Annotated in this window: 15 protein-coding genes; 9 read left to right on the top strand and 6 right to left on the bottom strand. The window is 68.7% G+C overall.

All coding sequences use genetic code 11. From position 1 onward, the window contains the following. The first annotated feature begins 5 nt into the window (after nt 1-5). Nucleotides 6-611: a hypothetical protein gene (locus tag NY1_RS20050; protein ID WP_233434396.1), complete on the top strand. Its 606-nt coding sequence runs from the start codon at nt 6-8 to the stop codon at nt 609-611. Here the strand turns inward: NY1_RS20050 and NY1_RS20045 are convergent, their stop codons facing one another. Continuing rightward, nucleotides 612-2,201, bottom strand: a complete 1,590-nt coding sequence (locus NY1_RS20045; protein ID WP_067715655.1) for a GMC oxidoreductase — start codon at nt 2,199-2,201, stop codon at nt 612-614. 104 nt (nt 2,202-2,305) lie between these two features. Beyond that, nucleotides 2,306-2,812, bottom strand: a complete 507-nt coding sequence (locus NY1_RS20040; protein ID WP_439956027.1) for a YdcF family protein — start codon at nt 2,810-2,812, stop codon at nt 2,306-2,308. A gap of 166 nt (nt 2,813-2,978) precedes the next feature. Between NY1_RS20040 and NY1_RS20035 the strand changes: the two genes are divergently transcribed. Beyond that, on the top strand, nt 2,979-4,373 hold the full coding sequence (locus tag NY1_RS20035; protein WP_067715371.1) for a lipase family protein: 1,395 nt from the start codon (nt 2,979-2,981) through the stop codon (nt 4,371-4,373). A 129-nt stretch (nt 4,374-4,502) separates the two neighbouring features. Beyond that, entirely contained in the window at nt 4,503-5,300 is a 798-nt protein-coding gene (locus NY1_RS20030; RefSeq protein ID WP_067715368.1) for a nuclear transport factor 2 family protein, read from the top strand. 6 nt (nt 5,301-5,306) lie between these two features. Here the strand turns inward: NY1_RS20030 and NY1_RS20025 are convergent, their stop codons facing one another. Together NY1_RS20025 and NY1_RS20020 are read right to left on the bottom strand one after the other, a co-directional pair. Beyond that, nucleotides 5,307-5,456 (bottom strand): hypothetical protein, encoded by a 150-nt coding sequence (locus NY1_RS20025; protein WP_233036054.1) that lies wholly within the window; start codon nt 5,454-5,456, stop codon nt 5,307-5,309. A 121-nt stretch (nt 5,457-5,577) separates the two neighbouring features. Further along, nucleotides 5,578-6,594 carry an AraC family transcriptional regulator gene (locus tag NY1_RS20020; protein WP_067715650.1) on the bottom strand — a complete coding sequence of 339 codons (1,017 nt, stop codon included), beginning with the start codon at nt 6,592-6,594 and terminating at the stop codon, nt 5,578-5,580. 70 nt (nt 6,595-6,664) lie between these two features. Here NY1_RS20020 and NY1_RS20015 point away from each other — a divergent pair, with 70 nt between their 5' ends. From NY1_RS20015 to NY1_RS20000, 4 genes are all read left to right on the top strand, one after another. Further along, nucleotides 6,665-8,158, top strand: coding sequence for a flavin-containing monooxygenase (locus NY1_RS20015; RefSeq protein ID WP_067715363.1), 1,494 nt, complete (start codon nt 6,665-6,667; stop codon nt 8,156-8,158). A 25-nt stretch (nt 8,159-8,183) separates the two neighbouring features. Continuing rightward, complete coding sequence (locus NY1_RS20010; RefSeq protein ID WP_157762376.1) at nt 8,184-8,864, top strand: hypothetical protein; 681 nt, start codon at nt 8,184-8,186, stop codon at nt 8,862-8,864. A gap of 245 nt (nt 8,865-9,109) precedes the next feature. Next, complete coding sequence (locus tag NY1_RS20005; RefSeq protein WP_157762373.1) at nt 9,110-9,517, top strand: Rv3235 family protein; 408 nt, start codon at nt 9,110-9,112, stop codon at nt 9,515-9,517. A gap of 134 nt (nt 9,518-9,651) precedes the next feature. After that, on the top strand, nt 9,652-10,002 hold the full coding sequence (locus tag NY1_RS20000; RefSeq protein WP_067715356.1) for a histone-like nucleoid-structuring protein Lsr2: 351 nt from the start codon (nt 9,652-9,654) through the stop codon (nt 10,000-10,002). A 201-nt stretch (nt 10,003-10,203) separates the two neighbouring features. On the opposite strand, the gene NY1_RS19995 is transcribed toward NY1_RS20000, so the two are convergent. Then, entirely contained in the window at nt 10,204-14,040 is a 3,837-nt protein-coding gene (locus NY1_RS19995) for an ATP-binding protein (RefSeq protein ID WP_067715353.1), read from the bottom strand. A 264-nt stretch (nt 14,041-14,304) separates the two neighbouring features. On the opposite strand from NY1_RS19995, the gene NY1_RS19990 reads away from it, so the two are divergent. Continuing rightward, on the top strand, nt 14,305-14,532 hold the full coding sequence (locus NY1_RS19990) for a hypothetical protein (protein WP_067715350.1): 228 nt from the start codon (nt 14,305-14,307) through the stop codon (nt 14,530-14,532). A gap of 18 nt (nt 14,533-14,550) precedes the next feature. Here the strand turns inward: NY1_RS19990 and NY1_RS19985 are convergent, their stop codons facing one another. Further along, on the bottom strand, nt 14,551-15,831 hold the full coding sequence (locus NY1_RS19985) for a M20 metallopeptidase family protein (protein WP_067715348.1): 1,281 nt from the start codon (nt 15,829-15,831) through the stop codon (nt 14,551-14,553). Between the two features lie 168 nt (nt 15,832-15,999). Between NY1_RS19985 and NY1_RS19980 the strand changes: the two genes are divergently transcribed. After that, entirely contained in the window at nt 16,000-18,594 is a 2,595-nt protein-coding gene (locus NY1_RS19980) for an ATP-dependent Clp protease ATP-binding subunit (RefSeq protein ID WP_084535149.1), read from the top strand. The last annotated feature ends 46 nt before the right edge of the window (nt 18,595-18,640 follow it).

Genomic DNA, 18,640 nt, shown 5'->3' with positions numbered 1-18,640 from the left:
TGCGGATGTCCGAGGGCACCGAACCGAAACGGGCGGTCGACGCGGAGTCCGCCGCCGAGACCGAGCCGAAGGCCGCCGAGCCGCAGGGCAAGACCATTCAGCTGAAGGTCTCCACGCTGGCGCTCGCCGCGGCGGCCGTGGTGCTGATCGGCGCGCTCGTCACCATGACGGTGCTGTGGTCCTCGGCCCGCGGCGAACTGCGCGATCGCGATGCCCAGGCCGCCGACGACAAGCACGCCGAACAGGTCGCCACCGATTACGCGGTGGGCGTCTCGACGGTCAACTACACCGACTTCAACGCCTGGATCGCGCGCCTGCAGAAGAACACCACCCCGAAGCTGGGCGCGGCCTTCGACGCGGGCAAGGGCGAACTGCAGAAATTCATGGTGCCGCTGCAGTGGATCTCCAGCCCGACCCCGCTCGGCGCGCAGATCGTCAACCGGGACAACGGCGCGTACAAGGTGAACGTCTATCTGAACGTCAACACCAGCAATACCCAGCGCCCCGACGGTTTCGTCTCGACCGTCTACTACACGGTGAGCGTCGATCCCAAGGACGACTGGAAGGTCACCGAGGTCAGCAGTATCGACCTGCCCCTGCCCAAGCAGTAGTCACCCGTGGCGGAGCCGGTCCGCCAGGCGAACCGCCAGCGCCACGATGGTCAGCGTCGGATTGGCGTGCCCGTTCGTCGGGAACACCGAACTGCCCGCCACCCACAGGTTCTCCATCCCGTGCACCCGGCAGTCGGCGTCCACCACCCCGGTCCTCGGATCCGCCGACATCCGGGTGGCGCCGGTGGGATGCGCCCAGTCGGTGAGCCGCACCGGCAGCGAACTTCCCTCCCGTGCCCAATCGTGCAGCTCCGGCGGCGGGAACCCCAGCCGGGTGAACTCCCCGGCCAGCAGCGCCGCCGCCCGCCGCACCGTCCGGTCCTCCTGCGCGCTCAGCCGCCAGTTCACCCGCGGTAGCGGCACCCCGAACCGATCGGCCTTGTCGCTCAAGGTGATCCGGCTCTCCGGATCCGGCGTCTGCTCCACCATGCAGCGCAGCTCCACCAGTTCCAGCTTGCGCGGCAGCCCGGTGTGATCGATGAGCCGCCGTTTGGCCCCCGACAGCAGCAGTCCCGGATGGCTCGCCACCGTCCGCGCGTCGTGCAGGTTCAGCTGCCCGCGCAGCAGGTTCTTCACCGATTCCCAGGGATCGTCCTCGGCGGGCACTTCCTGAATCCACAAGGCGCAGTTCAACAATCCCTCGGCGGCCTGGATTTCCGGCGACAATGCCACGCCGTGCAGGAAGGTGTGTTTTCCGCCCCGCGTTTTCACCACGTATTTGCCGAACCGGTCGCGCGCCGCCGCGGAACCGTGCGGATCGAGCGTGCCGACCACTCCGCATCGATGGTCCAGCAGGTACCGCCCGACCATATCGTGCCGATTTCCGAGACCGGCCGGAAGTTCGCGGTTGGAGGCGAGCAATAACCGGGCATTCTCGATTCCCCCGGCGGCCAGCACAATTCGCGCCGCATTCACCGTGCGCGGTTTTCCGTCGGCGTCGACGACGCGCAATCGGACTACCTGTCGGCCGACCGGATCGGTATCGAGGTGGACGACGGTGGCATTCACGATGATTCGCACATTACCGGCCGGAATATCGGCCAGATGCGGCCCGAATCGCTTGCTGTCGAAGGGATCCGCGGGATCCTTGCTGATCTGCCAGAAGAACGGGCGCAGCCGGCGGAGGTCCAGATCCGGCACGGGCGGCGGCCGGTCCGCCAGCTCCCAGAAGCGATCGTCGGTGAACTGCCCGCCCGGGCCCAGCCCCAGGTGCGCGGCGGCGCGGTCCAGATACGGTTCCACCTGGTCCGGTCCGATCGGCCAGCCGGAACCGGGCACCCAGGACCGGGCCCGGTAGTCCAGGGCGTCCAGCGGGGCGCAGCGCCCGCTCCAGGTGTGCGAGCTACCGCCCAGAATTCTATTGCGCGCGTTGCGATATGGCATGGCCCGCGCGGCCCCGGCATTCTCCAGGTCATTGAGTTCGTCGGTTTCGGGGGTGATTTCGAAACCACCGCTTTCCAAAACGAGAACGCGCAGTGGCGATCCCGCGAGTTCGGCGGCGAGGGTGGACCCGGCCGGGCCCGACCCGATTACGCACACATCGGTGGTGAGTTCGCTGTCCCGGATCGAACGCAAGTCGTCGATACGCACCGGAAATCCTTCCGCACCCGCATCCACCCCCGAGACGGACGCACTTTCGGCTGACCCGCGCTCATCGTAACCGCTCAATTGCGTGGCCGGGGCGCAAGTTTCGATCAACAACCGGTCTGTGCGAATGCGCGCACATATCCCGCCGACTGCCGTACATACATCCAGGCCCAGAACGCCAGACCCGAATCGCTGGGGCTCGCCACCATGGTGATCTCACCGTCGAAGCATTTCTCCACGATGTAGCGCGCCCGCGACACGTGCGGGGTGTAGGTGATCACGATCAGGTGCTTCCAGCCGCTGAGCTTCGCGCGCCGGCCGATCTCGCGCGCCTCGCCCTGGGTGGTCCACGGATCGGGCACGAAACACGACACCGTGAAATCGAAATGCCCTGCGCAGTAACGGTTCATGGCCGGATCGCCGGCCCCGGTGGAGCGGGAGATGAGCAGCTCCGGGGCGAGCCCGCGGCGCGCCAGGTCCAGGCCCAGATCGAAGCGTTCGTAGGCGGTGCCGCCCAGCACCACGATGGCGTCGGCCGGGCGCAGCGGATCCAGCTGCGGGTGCACGTAGACCGGTATCCCGGCGTAGACGATCGCGGCCAGCACCGCGACCAGGGTGGCGACGGCGGCCGCGGCGCGGCGGTACCCAGGCACACGTCCGACGATACGGCCGGTCGCGCGGGGCACGCTGACCCGGTCGTTGCGATCCAGGTCACGTTCGTGGCATAGTCCTCGCCTATGTGAGACGCAGTGGTCTCACATAGGTTGGGAAGGCAGAAAGTTGATCAAGCCGAAGACGGCGCGCCGCCCGGGCGCGCTACGGGTCGTGATCGCCGCGGCGGCGGTGGCCCTGACCGCGACCGGAACCGCGACCGCCGAACCCGCCGAACAGGCGCCCGTGGCGCCGGCGGCGACCATTCCCGCACCGCCGGAACTGGATCCGGGCTTCTATCACCCGGCCGCCGCGCTCTACGCGGACAAGGCCCCCGGCGAGATCATCGCCGCCCGGCAGATCAATGCCGCCAACCTCGGGCTGATCCCGCTGAACGTGGACGCCTGGCAGGTGTCCTACCGCTCCACCAACACCCGCGACGAGGCCATCGCCGCCGTCGCGACCGTGCTCAAGCCGCGCGGTTCCGCGCCGGACAAACTGGTCTCGATGCAGATCGCGCAGGACTCGCTGGGCGGCTATTGCGCCCCGTCCTACGCCGTGCAGCAGTGGTCCGCGAGCGCCCTGGTCGGGCAGATCGTCGCGCCGGCCGAATTCGCCATCTCGCAGGGCGCGCTGCAACAGGGCTGGGCGGTGGTGATCCCGGACCATCAGGGACCCGACAACGCCTATGCCGCAGGGCCTTTGGCCGGACGCATCACCCTCGACGGCATTCGCGCCACCCGCAACTTCCAGCCCATGCGGCTGACCGAGGACGCCCGCATCGGCATGTACGGCTACTCCGGCGGGGCCATCGCCACCGGGCACGCGGCCGAGCTGAAGCAGTCCTACGCCCCTGAGCTGAATATCGTCGGCGCGGCCGAGGGCGGCGTGCCGTCGGATCTCGGCACCGTGCTGAACGTGGCCAACGGTCAGGCGACCTCGGGCCTGGTGCTGCACGCGGTGCTCGGGCTCAGCCGTGAATACCCGGATTTCAAGCAGTACCTGGACAGCAATATGGATCTGCTCGGCAAGGGGCTGTCCTTCGTGCACCAGGGGCTGTGCGTGCAGTACGCCACCTCGCTGCTGCCGTTCCTGAACCTGAAGGGCATGCTGGGCGCGAGCGGCGATCCGATGCAGGCGCCGGCCGTGGTGGACGTGCTGAACAAGACCCGCATGGGCAAGTCGGTGCCGGACATGCCGATGTACCTGTGGAACGCCAACCCGGACGAGGTGATCCCGGTCGGGCAGGTCAACACTTTGGTCGACACCTACTGCCAGAATCCCTCCGCCAATGTGAAATACACCCGCGAGCACTTCGGTGAGCACGTCGCCACCGAGATCTCCGGCGTCGGTCCCGCGCTGCTGTGGATGAAGGATCGCCTGGACGGCGTTCCGGCGCAGCCGGGTTGCTCCACCACCGACGTCGGCTGGCTGGCACTGGATCCGGCCGGAACGCAGCTGGTGCTGTCCACCTTCGGCGAACTGTTCGCGTCGTTCTTCGGAAAGCCGATCGGCGTCAAGTAGCGGCGGTCCACACCAAGGGCGGGCGACGGGCCGGGGGCGTCGCCCGCCCTTGATGTTTCATTGATTCGCCTGCGCACAGAACGGCCGGCCGGTATCATCGCGCGCGCTCGCTCACCACCTGGAGGACCCGTGCCCGCGAAACCCACTGCCGCCGAACTGCTGGCGACCGTCGAAGCCTCCCCGGCGGCCGTCGGAGCCCACGACAAGGCCGCCTGGGTGGGCTTGTTCGCGGACAACGGCAGCGTCGAGGACCCGGTCGGATCGCGCCCGCACATCGGCCGCGAGGCCATCGAGCGGTTCTACGAAACCTTCATCGCGCCCAACGGGATCGCCTTCGACGTCACCAATGACGTGGTGTGCGGGACGACGGTCTTCCGCGACCTCACCATCGCCACCACCATGTCCACCGGCGTCACCCTGCACGTGCCCATGCACCTGCGCTACGACCTGGCCGAAGTGGACGGCGCGCTGAGAATCGCTGTGCTGCGCGCGCATTGGGAACTGCCCGGCATGATCGCGCAGCTCCTGGGCTCCGGCGTGCAGGGCCTGCTGGCCGGGGCCAAGCTGGGGCCGCAGCTGCTCGGCAATCAAGGCGTCGGCGGCGCACTGGGTTTCCTGCGCGGCATGCGCAGCGTCGGCGCGAACGGCAAGCGCGCCGCCGGGCAGCTGCTGGACGCCCTCGCGCGCGGCGAGGTGCCCGCCACCCGGGCCGTGCTCGCGCCGGTGCCCAAACTCGTCTGGGCCGACGGCGACGCGATGTCCCTGGAGGACTTCACCACTCGCGCCAAGGGCCTGCGCTGGAGCAAGCCCATCGCGGCGGGCCGCCACGTCACCGCCTCCGTCGAAACCCGGACCGGGCGGGGAATCGCCCAGCTGGACTTCACCGATCGCGGCAATCGCGTCGAGGCGGTCCGAATCTTCGTCTGACGCGGCCTATCTGTCCCCGGCTCCCACGATCGCGTCCAGCGGATCGGTCTTGCTGAAGGTGGTGCCGCCGGCCGCGCCGACCACCTTCCCGTGCACGCTGATCAGCCATTGCCCGCAGACGCAGCGCAGGTATTGCACCGAGCGGTGGGAGGACACAGCCGTGGGGGAGGGCCAAGCGCAGGAAGGGCATTCGGCTATCACCCGTCCCATCCTGCGCGGCCGGGCGCCCACTGACCATGATCGACACGCGACTGGCCGCAAACTTGTTGCGAATAGGTCAGTTCGGACCCGCCCCGCCGCGGCGGATCGCGGTCGGCGTTGTGCCCCACCAGCGTTGGCAGCAGCGAGTGAAAGTCGATTGTTCCGAAAGCCCGACCAGCGAAGCGACCTGGCTCATCGGCATATCCGTGGTGGTCAGATAGCGCCGGGCCTCGCTGCGCCGCACCTCGTCCAGCAGCGTGGCGAAGGACGTCCCCTCGGCCGTCAGCCGGCGTTGCAGGGTGCGCGGATGAATGGTCAGAAGCCGTGCCACGGCGCCGATTTCGGGTGCGGCGGTGCCCAGCAGCTTCTGTAGCGCGATCCGCACCTTGGGCGCGAGCGCGGTCGCCGCGCCCCCGGCCTGCTGCGCCAGGAACGCCATGGCGAGCCGGTGCAGATTCTCGTCACCGCCGGAAAGCGGACGATTGGCCAGCGCGGCGGGCACCCGCAGCAGCGCGGCCTGGCATTCGATTCGCACTGGCGCGCCGAAGAATTCCTCGTACACCCGCAGCGGGGCGATCGGACGATAGGGCAGTTCCACCGAGCGCAGTCCGTAGCGCTCCTCGGTGAGGCGCTGAATCGCGTGGTGCACGAACGCGAGTCCCACATCGGTGCCCTGTACCGGGGTCGGCGCGCCCGGGGTGGTCACGCCGTACCGCAGCGCGACCACCCCGCGATCGCCGTACGGATCGGCCGCCATGGTCAGACTCAGCGAACGCGCGTGCACGAAGAGATAACGCGAGGTGCACTCCAGGACGTCGGCCAGGGTAGGGGAGTTCCGGATGGCCAGCGCCAGCGGCCCGAGCATCTCCAAGTCCTGCCGCCGCGACATGCGCAGGCCCAGATCCGGGCAGTCCAGGCGATGCGCGGCCAGTTCCATGGCGGCGGCGACGGCGTGATCGGACACCAGCAGTTCGTCGGTGTCCAGGGCTTCGACGGGCAGCCCGCAGAGCACGGCGAACTCCTCCGCATCGCCGCCCAGTTCGGCCACGGTGGCGCGGAAGCCGCGCAGGCCCGCGGATCTGATCACCGACATGTCGTCCAGAATCAAATACTTGTCGCGCAGAGTCAAGAAAGTGGGTGCAACCGCCAACAGACTGGTAGGCATGAGCGCTGTGGACACCCTCGCCGAACACCTCGATGTCGTGATCGTCGGAGCCGGCCTGTCCGGCATCGGCGCGGCCTACCGCCTGCAGTCCGAGCACCCGGGGCGCAGCTACGCCGTGCTCGAGGCGCGCGACAGCCTCGGCGGCACCTGGGACCTGTTCCGCTATCCGGGCATCCGCTCGGACTCGGACATGTTCACCCTCGGCTACCCGTTCAAGCCCTGGCGCGACGCCAAGTCCATCGCGGACGGGCCGTCCATCCTGCGCTACATCACCGAGACCGCGGCCGAGAACGGTATCGACCGGCATATCCGCTACGGCGCGAAAGTCATTGCCGCCGAATGGGACAGCGCCGCCTCGCACTGGACGCTGACCATCGCGCAGCGCACCGCCGACGGCACCGAGAACCGCACGCTCACCTGCAACTTCCTGTACTCCTGCGCGGGCTACTACGACTACGACCGCGGCCACGAACCGGTCTTCCCGGGCATCGAGGACTTCGCCGGAACGGTCGTGCATCCCCAGTTCTGGCCCGAGGACCTGGATTACGTGGGCAAGAAGGTGGTGGTGATCGGCAGCGGCGCGACCGCGGTCACCCTGGTCCCGGCCATGGCCGAACAGGCCGAACTGGTCACCATGCTGCAGCGCAGCCCCACCTGGATCTCCGCCGTGCCGGGGCGCGACAAGCAGGCCGACAAGATCCGCGAACTGCTGCCGCCGGACCTGGCGCACCGGGTCATCCGCACCAAGAACATCCTGTTCAATATCGGCTTCTACCAGTACTGCCGGCGGCGGCCCGAGGCGGCGCGCAAACTGCTCACCGGGCTCACCACGCGCATTCTCAAGGATCGCGATCTGGTGGCCGAGCACTTCACGCCCGAGTACAACCCGTGGGATCAGCGGCTGTGCGCGGTGCCGGACGCCGACTTCTTCAAGGCCATGCGCAAGGGCAAGGCCGAGGTCATCACCGATCACATCGAAACCTTTGTGCCGGAAGGCATCCGGCTGAAGTCCGGGCGGGTGATCGAGGCCGATGTGGTGGTCACCGCGACCGGTCTGCAACTGCTCGCCTTCGGCGGCGTGCAGCTGCGCGTGGACGGTGCGCCGGTGCGGTTGTCCGACGAATTCGTCTGGCAGGGCACCATGATCAGCGGTGTGCCGAATTTCGCGGTCTGCATCGGCTACACGAACGCCTCCTGGACTTTGCGCGCCGACATCACCTCGCGCCTGGTGTGCAAGATCCTCGGCTTCATGGACCGCAAGGGTTACACCGCCGTGGTCCCGCATCCGCAGGCGGGGCTGAACCAGCGCCCGCTGCTGGATCTGGCGTCCGGTTACATCCAGCGCTCGATCGACGCGTTCCCGCGTCAGGGTGACAAGCATCCGTGGACGGTGCGGCAGAACTACCTGCTGGATTCGCTCACCACCTTCCGCACCGATCTCGGCAAGACGCTGCGGCCCGTCTCGAAGGACAGGACCCTTCAGTCTGTTTGAAATGCCGCCGGGTGAGAATCACCGCATGAGGTTCTCCCACAAGGTGTTCGTGGCGGCCGCGGCCGCCACCGTCCTCGCCCCGCTGCCCGCCGCCGTCGCCGCACCCGGCTCGGGCGGCGGCGCGGCCGGAAGCGGTTCCGGCGCATCGGTTTCCGCCGCCACCGGCTCCAGTGAGGTGCCGACCGCCCCCGCGAGCAGCGCCACGCTCATCCTGGCCTACTCCTTCGGCAATCGGATGCCGGCCGGCGCGGACCCGGATCGCACCATCGGCGAACCCGGCCCCGTGAACGAGGAACTGGCCGCCGCCGTCATGGCCGCGCGCGGCGACCGCAACACCCCGGTCTACGCGCAGACCGAGATCGCCCAGGTGCTGCGCACCCGCTACGGCCTGACCGACGTGGTCGCCATCGATCCCGTCCGCGATGCCGACGGCAAACTGATCTACCTGTCCACCGACGGCGTGGCCGCGAAGGTCGCCGAACTCCGCGGCGGCGCTGCCGCCACCGACCGGGTCGCCGTGGTGGCGTTCCGGGACCACCTGTGGCGCGCCACCGCCACCACCGCGAAGCGCGGCTTCACCGCCTTCGCGCCCGAGGGCGTCACCATGCCCAGCACCTACGACCCGCAATCCGGCCAGCTCTGGACCACCAGCGCCCTGCTGTACATCCCGACCGACCTCCTGGGCCGCCTCGCGCTGCTGCGCTGAACCGTGTTCCGGCCCCGCCCACGGGGAGGACGAAGTCCGGCAATCCAGCGACGCGCCGGGCGGGGTCGCGCGAGGCTGCTCCGCGCGTGCGGACCGGCGCCGCCGGCTGCCACGCTGGCATCGTGACCTTCGAAATTCGCCCGCTGATCACCGCTCCAGAGTCGGAGTCGCGGCCGGGGCGGTGCCGGTCGTTGCCGTCGCGTTCCCGGCCAGGGCCGCAATCGCGGGCGGCGCGGAATCCCGCGGTGCGAAAGGCTTTGCCGCCGCAGGCCGTGGGGCGGTGCGTATTCCGGCCTTCGCAGGATGGCGAAGAGGCGGCGGCCGGTGAAGGGGATTCGCGGGCAAGGAAATTCGCGGGGGCGGCACTGCGGGCGGCTTTGGAGACCCTGGACGGGCGGCGTTCGGTGATGCAGTTGACCGCCCTCGCCGACCGCTCGGTCTTGGCGGCGATTCACACGCTGTGCACGGCGGATGCGGTTCCCGGCCGCGAGCTCGGGTCCGCGGCCCTCAGCAGCGTGAATGTGATCATGTCGGACCCCCGCACCGCCGAAGTTTTCGCCGGATACGATCGCGGAAGTCGGCATTTCGCACTGGCCGCCCGCATTGTCCGCGGTCGTTCCGGGTGGCGGTTGACCGCATTCCGAGTGCGCTGAAGACCGTCTGGTCTCTCCGGTAATAGCAGAATTGCCTGATCTCCCGGAATTCCAATCGCGCCTGGTTTGAAACCTCACTGCCGCGGCATTAGCATTTCGGCGAATAGCGGCACCTCTACGTGGAAGGGCAGTCCATGGCGAAGAAAGTCACCGTAACTCTGGTTGACGACTACGACGGCGAATCGAAGGCCGACGAAACCGTCTTTTTCTCGATCGACGGGAACGAGTACGAGATCGACCTGTCGAACAAGAACGCCGGCAAGCTGCGGGAGTCCCTCGAGCCCTGGACGGAGAAGGCGCGCAAGGTCGGCCGCTCCACCAAGCGCAAGGCGGGCGTGATCGCGGGCGGGCGCACCCGCCCGGCCGTGGACCGCGAGGAGAGCACCGCGATCCGGGAATGGGCGCGGGCCCAGGGGCACCAGGTTTCCTCGCGCGGCCGTATCCCGGCCGAGATCGTGGACGCCTACCAGCGCGCCAAGAAATAACCCACCGCATTCCCCGGAGGGCGGCGGAAATTCCGGGCGCGGGCGACCATCGGTCGGCCGCGCCCGTTTTTCTGTCCGGAATACCGCCCGCACCCCATCGGACCAGCCCATTTCACAACCGGCGGAGTACCGATGGATGGTCGATTTGTGTGGATCGGCCGGAACTATTCGCGAATGCCCGCGGCTTTCCGGAACCGGCGCTCAGGCCGCGTGCGGAAGCGGCGCGCCACGCGGCGGCAGTTCGGCGCGGATGCGTTCCAGCAGTTGGCGGGCGCGGGCGCGATGGTTCTCGGCGGCCGCGCAGTCCCCCAGTGCCGCGGCCAGTTCGGCGAGGACAGTGTCCATCGGACCGAAGGCCGTCATCCCGGTCTCGATCCCGGCGATGGCGCCGGTGTGCGGCGAAAGATAGTGGTACAGCTCGCGGATCGCGGCCGTGTCCCCGAACGCCAGCGCCGCCCGCGCCCGCAGCGCCGAGGCCAGGACCGGATAGAGCCCGGTCCCGATCGGATCGGAGGCCTCGAACACCGCGCGCGCCCGCTCCGGCTCGCCCGCGTCCAGCAGCGCCAGCACGTACGCCTGCGTCACCGCGTTCGGCAGCACCGGATAGGTCTCGGCGATCGGCCCCGCCAGCTCCGCCAGATCCCCGCGCGCCCACCCCACCGCGATGGCGCAGAACAGCTCCGATTCCCGGTCGTTCATGGTCTGCGCCTTGGTGATCCGCTCCCCGTACTGCGCGTAGAGCCGTTCCGCCGCATCGATATCCCCGCGCAGCAGCTCGGTGGTCGCCGCGAAACAGCTCACCCGATCCAGCAGCGCCTGCAACTGCCCCTCGTCCGCGAATTCCACCGCCAGTCCCGCCTGCCGCCCCGCCTCGCGCAGATCGGCTCGCGCCACCGCCGCCCGATACCCCAGATCGTGCGCCACCGCCCGGTATTCGGCCAGCCCAGCCTCGGTCGCCAGCCCTTCCAGCTCGTCCGCCAGCGCCAAGAACTCGGGCCCGCAATCGAATTCCAGATACGTCACCGCATTGATCGCCGCACAGATCTCTTCGGCTTCGCCCAATTTCCGCGCCACCGCCAGCGCCGACCGCGCCAGCCGCTGCCGCAGCTCGTACTCGTAAACCCCCGTCTCGAACGTCGCCGCGATCAGCAGCCGGATCAAGGTCCGCGTCGACCCGGCTGTCGCCGTCCGCTCGGACAGGACCGCGAACCCGCTCGCCCCCGCTATCCCGCCTCGCCCCCGCGACGCAGCCGCCCGAGTTTCGGAGTCCGAGTGCCCCGCTACGCCGTCGGACTCCGGCCGAGCCGCGAAGTCCCGGTGGCTCGCTGTCGCATCCGAGACCGGCCGAGCGGTGCGGCCGGTACGGTCCGCTATCACGTCCGGTGCCGACCGAGCCGTGCGCTCTCCGGCCCCCAGGGTCGTGGCCCATCCGGGTCCTGGATCGGATCCCGCAGGGCCCGTGGCGATTCCGGTCCCGTCCGAATGGCGGCCGGTCCGGTCCCGGGCGCTGTCGGCCGGCCGGTAGCCGTTGCGGCGAGCCGTCCGGTAGGGCTGCGGGAAGCGGTCCACGGGATCCGGACCGGTGGGGAGGGCGCTGCGCGGCAGCCCGTAGCGGGCGAGCGCACTCGAGAGGGCCTGGCGTATTCGGTTGTCGGGGCGCTTCCATTCACGGATCGGCCAGATGACGGGTGCGCGCCAGCAGGTGAGGGCCTGGGCGCGCAGGGCCGGTTCGTCGAGGCGTTCGGCGAGGTCGAGGGCGCGCCGGCGTTCGGCGCGGGCCTCGCGGTGGTGATTGTCGTAGGCGTAGGCGGCGACCAGGGTGCAGCGGGCGTCGAGCAGGGCGCGGCGGTCGGCGCGGTCGGCGTGCTCGCCGTCGTGACCGGCGAGCTGATGGAGTTCGACGGCGGCGCGGGCCAGGCGCACCGTCTCGTGCCGCATGCGGCGGCGCATCCGGCGCCGCGCCGCGTCGTTCACGTATTCGATGGCGTGCCCGGCGGTTTCGGAACTGGCGCCGAGCAGCGCGTGCCGGGCCAGCACCTCGGGATCCCGGGCCGCGGCGGGATAGGCGTGCGCGTTCGCTTCCAGCAGTTCCAGTGCGGCCCAATGCATCCGGCCGCGCCGCAGGGCGGGTATGCCGAGGTAGACGGTGTCGCGCAGCAGGCTGTGCTCGAAGGTGATGCCGCCGTTGCGGCGCGTGCTGACCAGGCCCGCGTCCTCCGCGGCGGCGAGCAGGTCGATCAGCTCCTCTTCGCTCGAGCCCATATCCAGGCTGAGGATCCCGAGCTCCACCCCCTGCCCCCAGATCGAGATATGTTGCAGCACTTCGGCCACGCCCGCCGGCAACCGCCCGATCCGGGTGTTCACGATCTCCCGGATCGAATCCGGCACCTGATCGGTATTCCCCTGCACTGCAACCATTTTCGCCAGCTCCCGGACGAACAGCGGATTCCCGCCCGCCCGCTGATGCAATTGCGCCAGCAGCTCCTCGCCCACCGGCTCCACCCCCGCCGCCGCCAGCGCGCCGCGCGTCGCCGCCAGATCCAGCCCGCCCAGCTCCAGCCAGGCCGCGGTCTGCGGGGCGAGGGCGGCGGCGGTGGTGTGCACCTGCGGCTCGGCTTCCGAGCGCCGCAGCGTCGCCAGCACCAGGACGGCCTCGTCGCGCAGCCAGCTCACCACCTGCCGCAGCACCTGCAGGGTCGCCGTATCGGCGCGCTGCACATCCTCGAGCAGCAACACCACCGGCCCGGAAGCGGCCGCGCGCCTACATCGTTCGGCGAGGGTGCGCGACATCGTGAACGGATCGTCGGCGTTCGGCGCCTCGGCCGCGGCGGTGGCCGCGTCCAGGTCGCTCAGGATCTCCGACCAAGCCCAGGCCGCCGGCGCACCCTCGATCTCGGGACAGCTCCCCATGGCCGTCGTCCAGCCCGTCGCGGTGAGCGCGCCGAGCACGCTCTCGGCCAGCGTGGACTTGCCGATCCCGGTCTCGCCGGTGATCCAGGCCAGCCGCAGGCGTCCGCCGCGCTCGGCCCGAATCCCGCCGCCGACCTCGTCGGCGATCCGCAGCAGCTCGGACAGCTCGCTCGCATAGCCGGACATCCCCGCCGGCCGGGCCGTCGCGACGTCGAATGATTGCGCGGCAACGTCATACGAGACCGCGACCCCGCCCGCCAGGCTCGCGTGCGCCGCCGCGGCACCGGCCACCGGGTTGGCACCGGCCGAATACCCCTGCGCCACTGGACTGCTGCCGACGGGCCGCTCGGGATCGACGGCCTGGTTCAGTATCGCGATCTCCAACTGCCGCAACGCGATACCCGGATCGATCCCGTATTCCCCGCTCAGGAATTCCCGCGCCCGCCGGATCGTGGTGAGCGCCTCCAGCTGCTGGCCCAGCCGGTACTGCGCCGACGCCAGCAGCCGCACCAGCTCCTCCCGCCCCGGATGCGCCTCGAACAACGGCCGCAGCGCGAGTGCCACCTCCCCGGCGCGGCCCAGTTCGAGCTTCGCCTGGGCGTCGAGTTCGACGGCGGTGAGATGCAGTTCGGTGAGCCGATTCGCCTCGGCCGCAGCCCATTCGGAGTCCGCGAAAGCTTCCAGTGCGGGCCCGTGCCATTGCGCGAGCACATTTTCCAGCATTCCGCTGCGGACCGCCGGATCCGGAATTTCCCGCGGATTGCCGACGATTTCCTGATAGTTTCGCAGCCGCTCCTCGAAGGCCCAGGCATCGACCGCGTGCTCCGCCATTTTCAAGGCATATCCGGACGATTCGGACACGATATAGCGGGCGGGCGCCCGGCGCGGGCGATCGGGTTCGAACAGCCGTCGCAGATTGTGAATATGCACCTGCAGGACCGAAGCGGCTTTCGCGGGCGGCCGGCCCTCCCAGAGATCGTCGATGAGACGCTCGGTGGATACCGCCTGACCTCGGGCGACGATGAGCCGGCCGAGTACGGATCGCTGCATGGGAGTTCCGAGCGGCACGTCCCGCCCGCCGACCGACAGGAGCAGGGGGCCGAGCACCCGTAGTTCCGCTCCGGTCATCCGCGCCCTCCTACGCCCCAAAAGCAAACCGGACGTTCGCCACAAGAAGAGCACTATCTCGCAAAAACCCCGAGATGCCAAAAGGTTGCTAAACAGTTGTCGAATAGTTACGGACCGGCACGCCGGTGTCCGAAAACCCGTGCTACAGAATTCCATTCGCATGGCTAAGCAGTGACGATCGTCGCACAACTCGGCCGGAAGTCAACCGGAAGAGCCGTGCGCGACACTTCCGAGTGGAAGCAACCTGAGCGAAGGGCGGTTGGCATGTCCCAGCAATCGGATTTCCCGCGCGGAATCGGTGAAACCGGAGTCGAACCGGATCACGCCGGCTTCTATCTGGATCGCGACGGCGACATCTGGGAGAAACAGTCGCGCGGCTGGCGCCTGGTACTGCAGCGCGGCGCCGCCGTCGACCCGCTGTCGCTGTGGGATTGGACCGACGGTCACGTGCGCGACTACGCGCCGTTCGCCCCGGTGGGAGCCGGCAACTGACACCTCCCGCCGCACCGGCTATTTCGGGACGATCACCCCGGTGAGGTGGTCGTAGGCCACCTGCGCGTGCAAGCGCACCCCGGTGACGAGGGTGTCGTCATCGGCGTAGAAGTGCGGATTGTGGTTCATGAACAGCCCGCGCCCGCCCGCGACCGGCACCGGCATGCCCTCGGCGTTCAATTCCGCGTCCTGCACCCCGAGCGTCACGTACAGCCCGCCGTACTTGTTCACGAATTCGGACACATCGTCGTACCCGAGCGTCGCCCCGGTCGGCACCACCCGCTCGTCCCCGGCCACCCGCCGGAAGGTCGGCAGGGCGGCGTCCATCCACGCCTGCTCGTTGTGCACCGCGGGCACGTCCTGCAGGAATTCCACGGTGGCCGAACAGTTGTAGGCCTGCGCGGAATTTTCGGCGAGCGTCCGCACCCGCTGCTGCACCTCGCCCATATCGGCTTCCACCGAGCAGCGGATCGTGCCCCAGAGTGTCACGCTCTGCCCGATGATATTGAACCGCCCGACGTCCTCGACATGCCCGATGCTCACCGTCACCGGATCGAAGGCGCTCACCTGCCGGTAGATCTGGCCGATACCGGTGAGGATCGCGCCCGCCGCGGGCAGCGGGTCGATACCCATCCACGGTGTGGACCCGTGCACCTGCTGCCCGGTGATGCCGATCTTGATCAGGCAGGACGCGCCGAACTGATTGCCGACCCGATACCCGATGTACCCCTTCGGATACGGCGTGACGTGGAAGCCGAACGCCATCGTCGGCTCCGGGTCGTCCAGCGCCCCCTCGGCGAGCATCTCTCGCGCGCCGCCCTTTTCGCCGACCGGCGGTCCCTCCTCGGCGGGCTGGAAGACGAAAAGCACTGTCCCCGGCAGCTTCTCGCGCATCCCGGCGAGCACGGTCGCCGCGCCCAGCAGCATCGCGGTATGGCAGTCGTGCCCGCAGGCGTGCGATACCGGGAACGGCCCGCCCGGATAGTTCTGATCCACCACGTGCGAGGCGAACGGCACGCCACACAGGTCCGGCACCGGCAGCGCGTCGATATCGGCGCGCAGCGCGATCACCCGATCGCCCGGCAGGCCGCCCCGCAGCACGCCCACCACCCCGTACCCGGCAACCCCCCTACGCACTTCGTCGAGACCGAGCGAGGTCAGCTCATCCGCGATCAGGGCCGCGGTATGCACTTCGCGATTGGACAGTTCCGGGTGCTGGTGCAGATGCCGCCGCCACCGCACGACCTGCGCGGTTGTCGCCTGTGCCCGGGAGTCGAGTTCGTCGTGGCTGGCGCTCATCCGGCTCCGTCCGGTCGGTCCGATGTCCGAACACAAACTCGTCACAGCGTATTGCCGTCCTCGGTGAGGCTACTACTGTGAGAGTCGAGTTCGCCATCCGTTAGCTGACGCGCCGGCACACTCTTCGACCGAGGAGGTCGACGCGCCACCCGATGCCACGAGGTGATCATGACTCAGGGTTGGCCAGGTTCGATGGGATCGTTCGACTCCTTCGACGACATCTTCAATCGCTTCTTCAGCTCCGGGATGTCCCGGCAGCCACCGGTACAGCGGATCGATCTGAGTCGTTTGCTGAGTGAAAGCTCGAAGCAGGTGGTGGACGGTGCGCGGCAGGCGGCGCACGACTGGGGGAGCGCTGAGATCACCCCCGAGCACCTGCTCTACGCGGCCGCCGACATCGAACCGGCGAAGAGCATCATCGCCGAGATCGGCCGGGACCCGAAGCAATTGCGCGAGACCATGCGCGCGGCCGCCGGCAGCGGCGTCGGCGCGCACGGCGGCGATCACGCCCTCGCGCTCAGCCCCGCCGCGAAGCTCGCCCTGCGGAATGCGCAGCGGAGCGCCGCCGAGGCGGGCAGCAGCTACATCGGACCGGAACACATCCTCCTCGGCATCGCCGCCACCGACAGCCCCGCGGCGCAGGCCTTGGCGGGCGCGAAGATGCCCGCGAGTAATGCCCCGAACGCGCCGAAACCGCCGAGCGAGACCCCGACCCTGGACGAGTACGGCCGTGACCTCACCGCCGAAGCCCGGGCGGGCCGCGTCGATCCCGTCGTCGGCCGGGCCGCGGAGATCGAGCAGACGATCGAGATCCTCTCCCGGCGGCGCAAGAACAATCCGGTGCTCATCGGCGATCCGGGCGTCGGAAAGACCGCCATCGTCGAGGGTCTCGCGCAGCGGATCGTGAACGGCGACGTGCCCGCGACGCTCGCCGACCGCCGGGTCGTCGCCCTGGACGTGAGTTCCATGGTCGCGGGTTCCAAGTACCGCGGCGAATTCGAGGAACGGCTCACGAAGGTGCTCGACGAAGTCCGCGCGCACTCCGACGAACTCGTGATCTTCATCGACGAACTGCACACGATCGTCGGCGCGGGCGGCGGTGGCGAGGGCTCCATGGACGCCGGGAATATGCTCAAGCCCGCGCTTGCCCGCGGCGAACTGCACGCGATCGGCGCGACCACGATCGACGAATACCGCAAGTACATCGAGAAGGACGCGGCGCTCGAACGCCGCTTCCAGCCGGTCCTGGTCAGCGAACCGTCGGTCGCGGACACCATCGAGATCCTGCGCGGGCTCGTCGACGTGTACGAGGAACACCATCAGGTGCGCTATCTCGACGAGGCGCTCATCGCCGCCGCCGAGCTCTCCGACCGCTACCTCACCGACCGTTTCATGCCGGACAAGGCGATCGATCTCGTCGACCAGGCGGGCGCGCGGGTCCGACTACGCACGCGCACACCGGATCCGAAGGTGCGCGAACTCGACGAGGAGCTACGCCGCCTGAACCGGGAGAAGGACGCCGCGGTCGCGGGCGAGGACTACGAGAAGGCGAACAAGCTCAAGGCGCAGATCGCGAAACTCGAGCAGAAAACGGAGGACGAGTTCGATCGAACTTCCATCCCGACCGTCGAGGTCACCGATATCGCCGAGGTCGTCTCGCGCCAGACCGGCATCCCGGTCGCCGATCTCACCACCGAGGAACGGCAGAAGCTGCTGAAACTCGAAGAGGCACTGCATAAGCGGGTCATCGGCCAGGAGGAGGCGATCGTCGCGGTCTCCGAGGCGGTCCGCCGCGCCCGGGCCGGCATGAAGGACCCGAACCGTCCGATCGGCTCCTTCCTCTTCCTCGGCCCGACCGGCGTCGGCAAGACCGAACTCGCGAAAGCCCTCGCGGAGCAGGTATTCGGCGACGAGGATCGCCTCATCCGCTTCGACATGAGCGAATTCCAGGAGAAGCACACGGTCTCCCGCCTCGTCGGCGCGCCGCCCGGATACGTCGGCTACGACGACGCCGCCCAGCTGACCGACAAGGTCCGCCGCCAGCCGTACTCCGTCATCCTCTTCGACGAGGTCGAGAAGGCGCACCCCGACGTCTTCAATGTCCTGCTCCAGCTTCTCGACGACGGTCGCGTCACCGATTCGAAGGGCCGCACCGTCGATTTCAAGAACACGATCGTCATTCTCACGAGCAATATCGGGTCGGATCTAATACTCTCCGCGAAGGACGGCGACCTCGACTCGATCACCCCCCTCCTGGAAGAGCGTCTCCGCCAGCACTTCCGGCCCGAATTCCTGAACCGCCTCGACGAGCAGATCATCTTCCATCGTCTCGACCAGGCGCAGCTCCGGAATATCGTGAACCTCGTCCTCGACGGGACGCGCCGCCGCCTGCGCGCCCAGGACATCGAACTCGACGTCTCGGACAAGGCGATGGACTGGCTCGCCGAGAACGGCTACCAGCCGGAATTCGGTGCGCGCCCGCTCAAGCGCACCGTGCAGAAGCAGCTCGATAATGCGCTCTCGAAGAAGATTCTCGACGGGGCTCTCGCTCCGGGCGATACGGTCCGCATCGACGCCGACGAGAACGGTCTCGAGATCGAGGCGATCCATCACACCGGCGGGCAGAAGACCGACGCGAAGATAGAGGAGGAGTCGATTCTCTCCGTCCCGAAGTCCGGTAAGGGCTCGAAGTCCGAGCACACGAACGGGAACGGGAAAGCCGCCGGCAAGAGCTCGAAGGGCAAGGCCGCTACGAAGAACTGACCCCGGAAAGCCGCAGCGCCGCATCGGATCCCGACGCGGCGCTGCC

Origin of the sequence: Nocardia yamanashiensis NBRC 100130, assembly GCF_001613325.1 — a bacterium.
Classification (GTDB): Bacteria; Actinomycetota; Actinomycetes; order Mycobacteriales; family Mycobacteriaceae; genus Nocardia; species Nocardia yamanashiensis.
Note: the sequence above shows the minus strand (reverse complement) of the source record. Positions and strands in the feature narration are given on the sequence as shown.

Excerpts from the sequence above, each read along its gene's own strand:
- NY1_RS20050 (WP_233434396.1), top strand. The coding sequence starts at position 6 with ATGTCCGAGGGCACCGAACCGAAACGGGCGGTCGACGCGGAGTCCGCC.
- NY1_RS20020 (WP_067715650.1), bottom strand. The coding sequence starts at position 6,594 with ATGTCGGTGATCAGATCCGCGGGCCTGCGCGGCTTCCGCGCCACCGTG.
- NY1_RS20015 (WP_067715363.1), top strand. The coding sequence starts at position 6,665 with ATGAGCGCTGTGGACACCCTCGCCGAACACCTCGATGTCGTGATCGTC.
- NY1_RS20010 (WP_157762376.1), top strand. The coding sequence starts at position 8,184 with ATGAGGTTCTCCCACAAGGTGTTCGTGGCGGCCGCGGCCGCCACCGTC.
- NY1_RS20000 (WP_067715356.1), top strand. The coding sequence starts at position 9,652 with ATGGCGAAGAAAGTCACCGTAACTCTGGTTGACGACTACGACGGCGAA.
- NY1_RS19995 (WP_067715353.1), bottom strand. The coding sequence starts at position 14,040 with ATGACCGGAGCGGAACTACGGGTGCTCGGCCCCCTGCTCCTGTCGGTC.
- NY1_RS19990 (WP_067715350.1), top strand. The coding sequence starts at position 14,305 with ATGTCCCAGCAATCGGATTTCCCGCGCGGAATCGGTGAAACCGGAGTC.
- NY1_RS19985 (WP_067715348.1), bottom strand. The coding sequence starts at position 15,831 with ATGAGCGCCAGCCACGACGAACTCGACTCCCGGGCACAGGCGACAACC.
- NY1_RS19980 (WP_084535149.1), top strand. The coding sequence starts at position 16,000 with ATGACTCAGGGTTGGCCAGGTTCGATGGGATCGTTCGACTCCTTCGAC.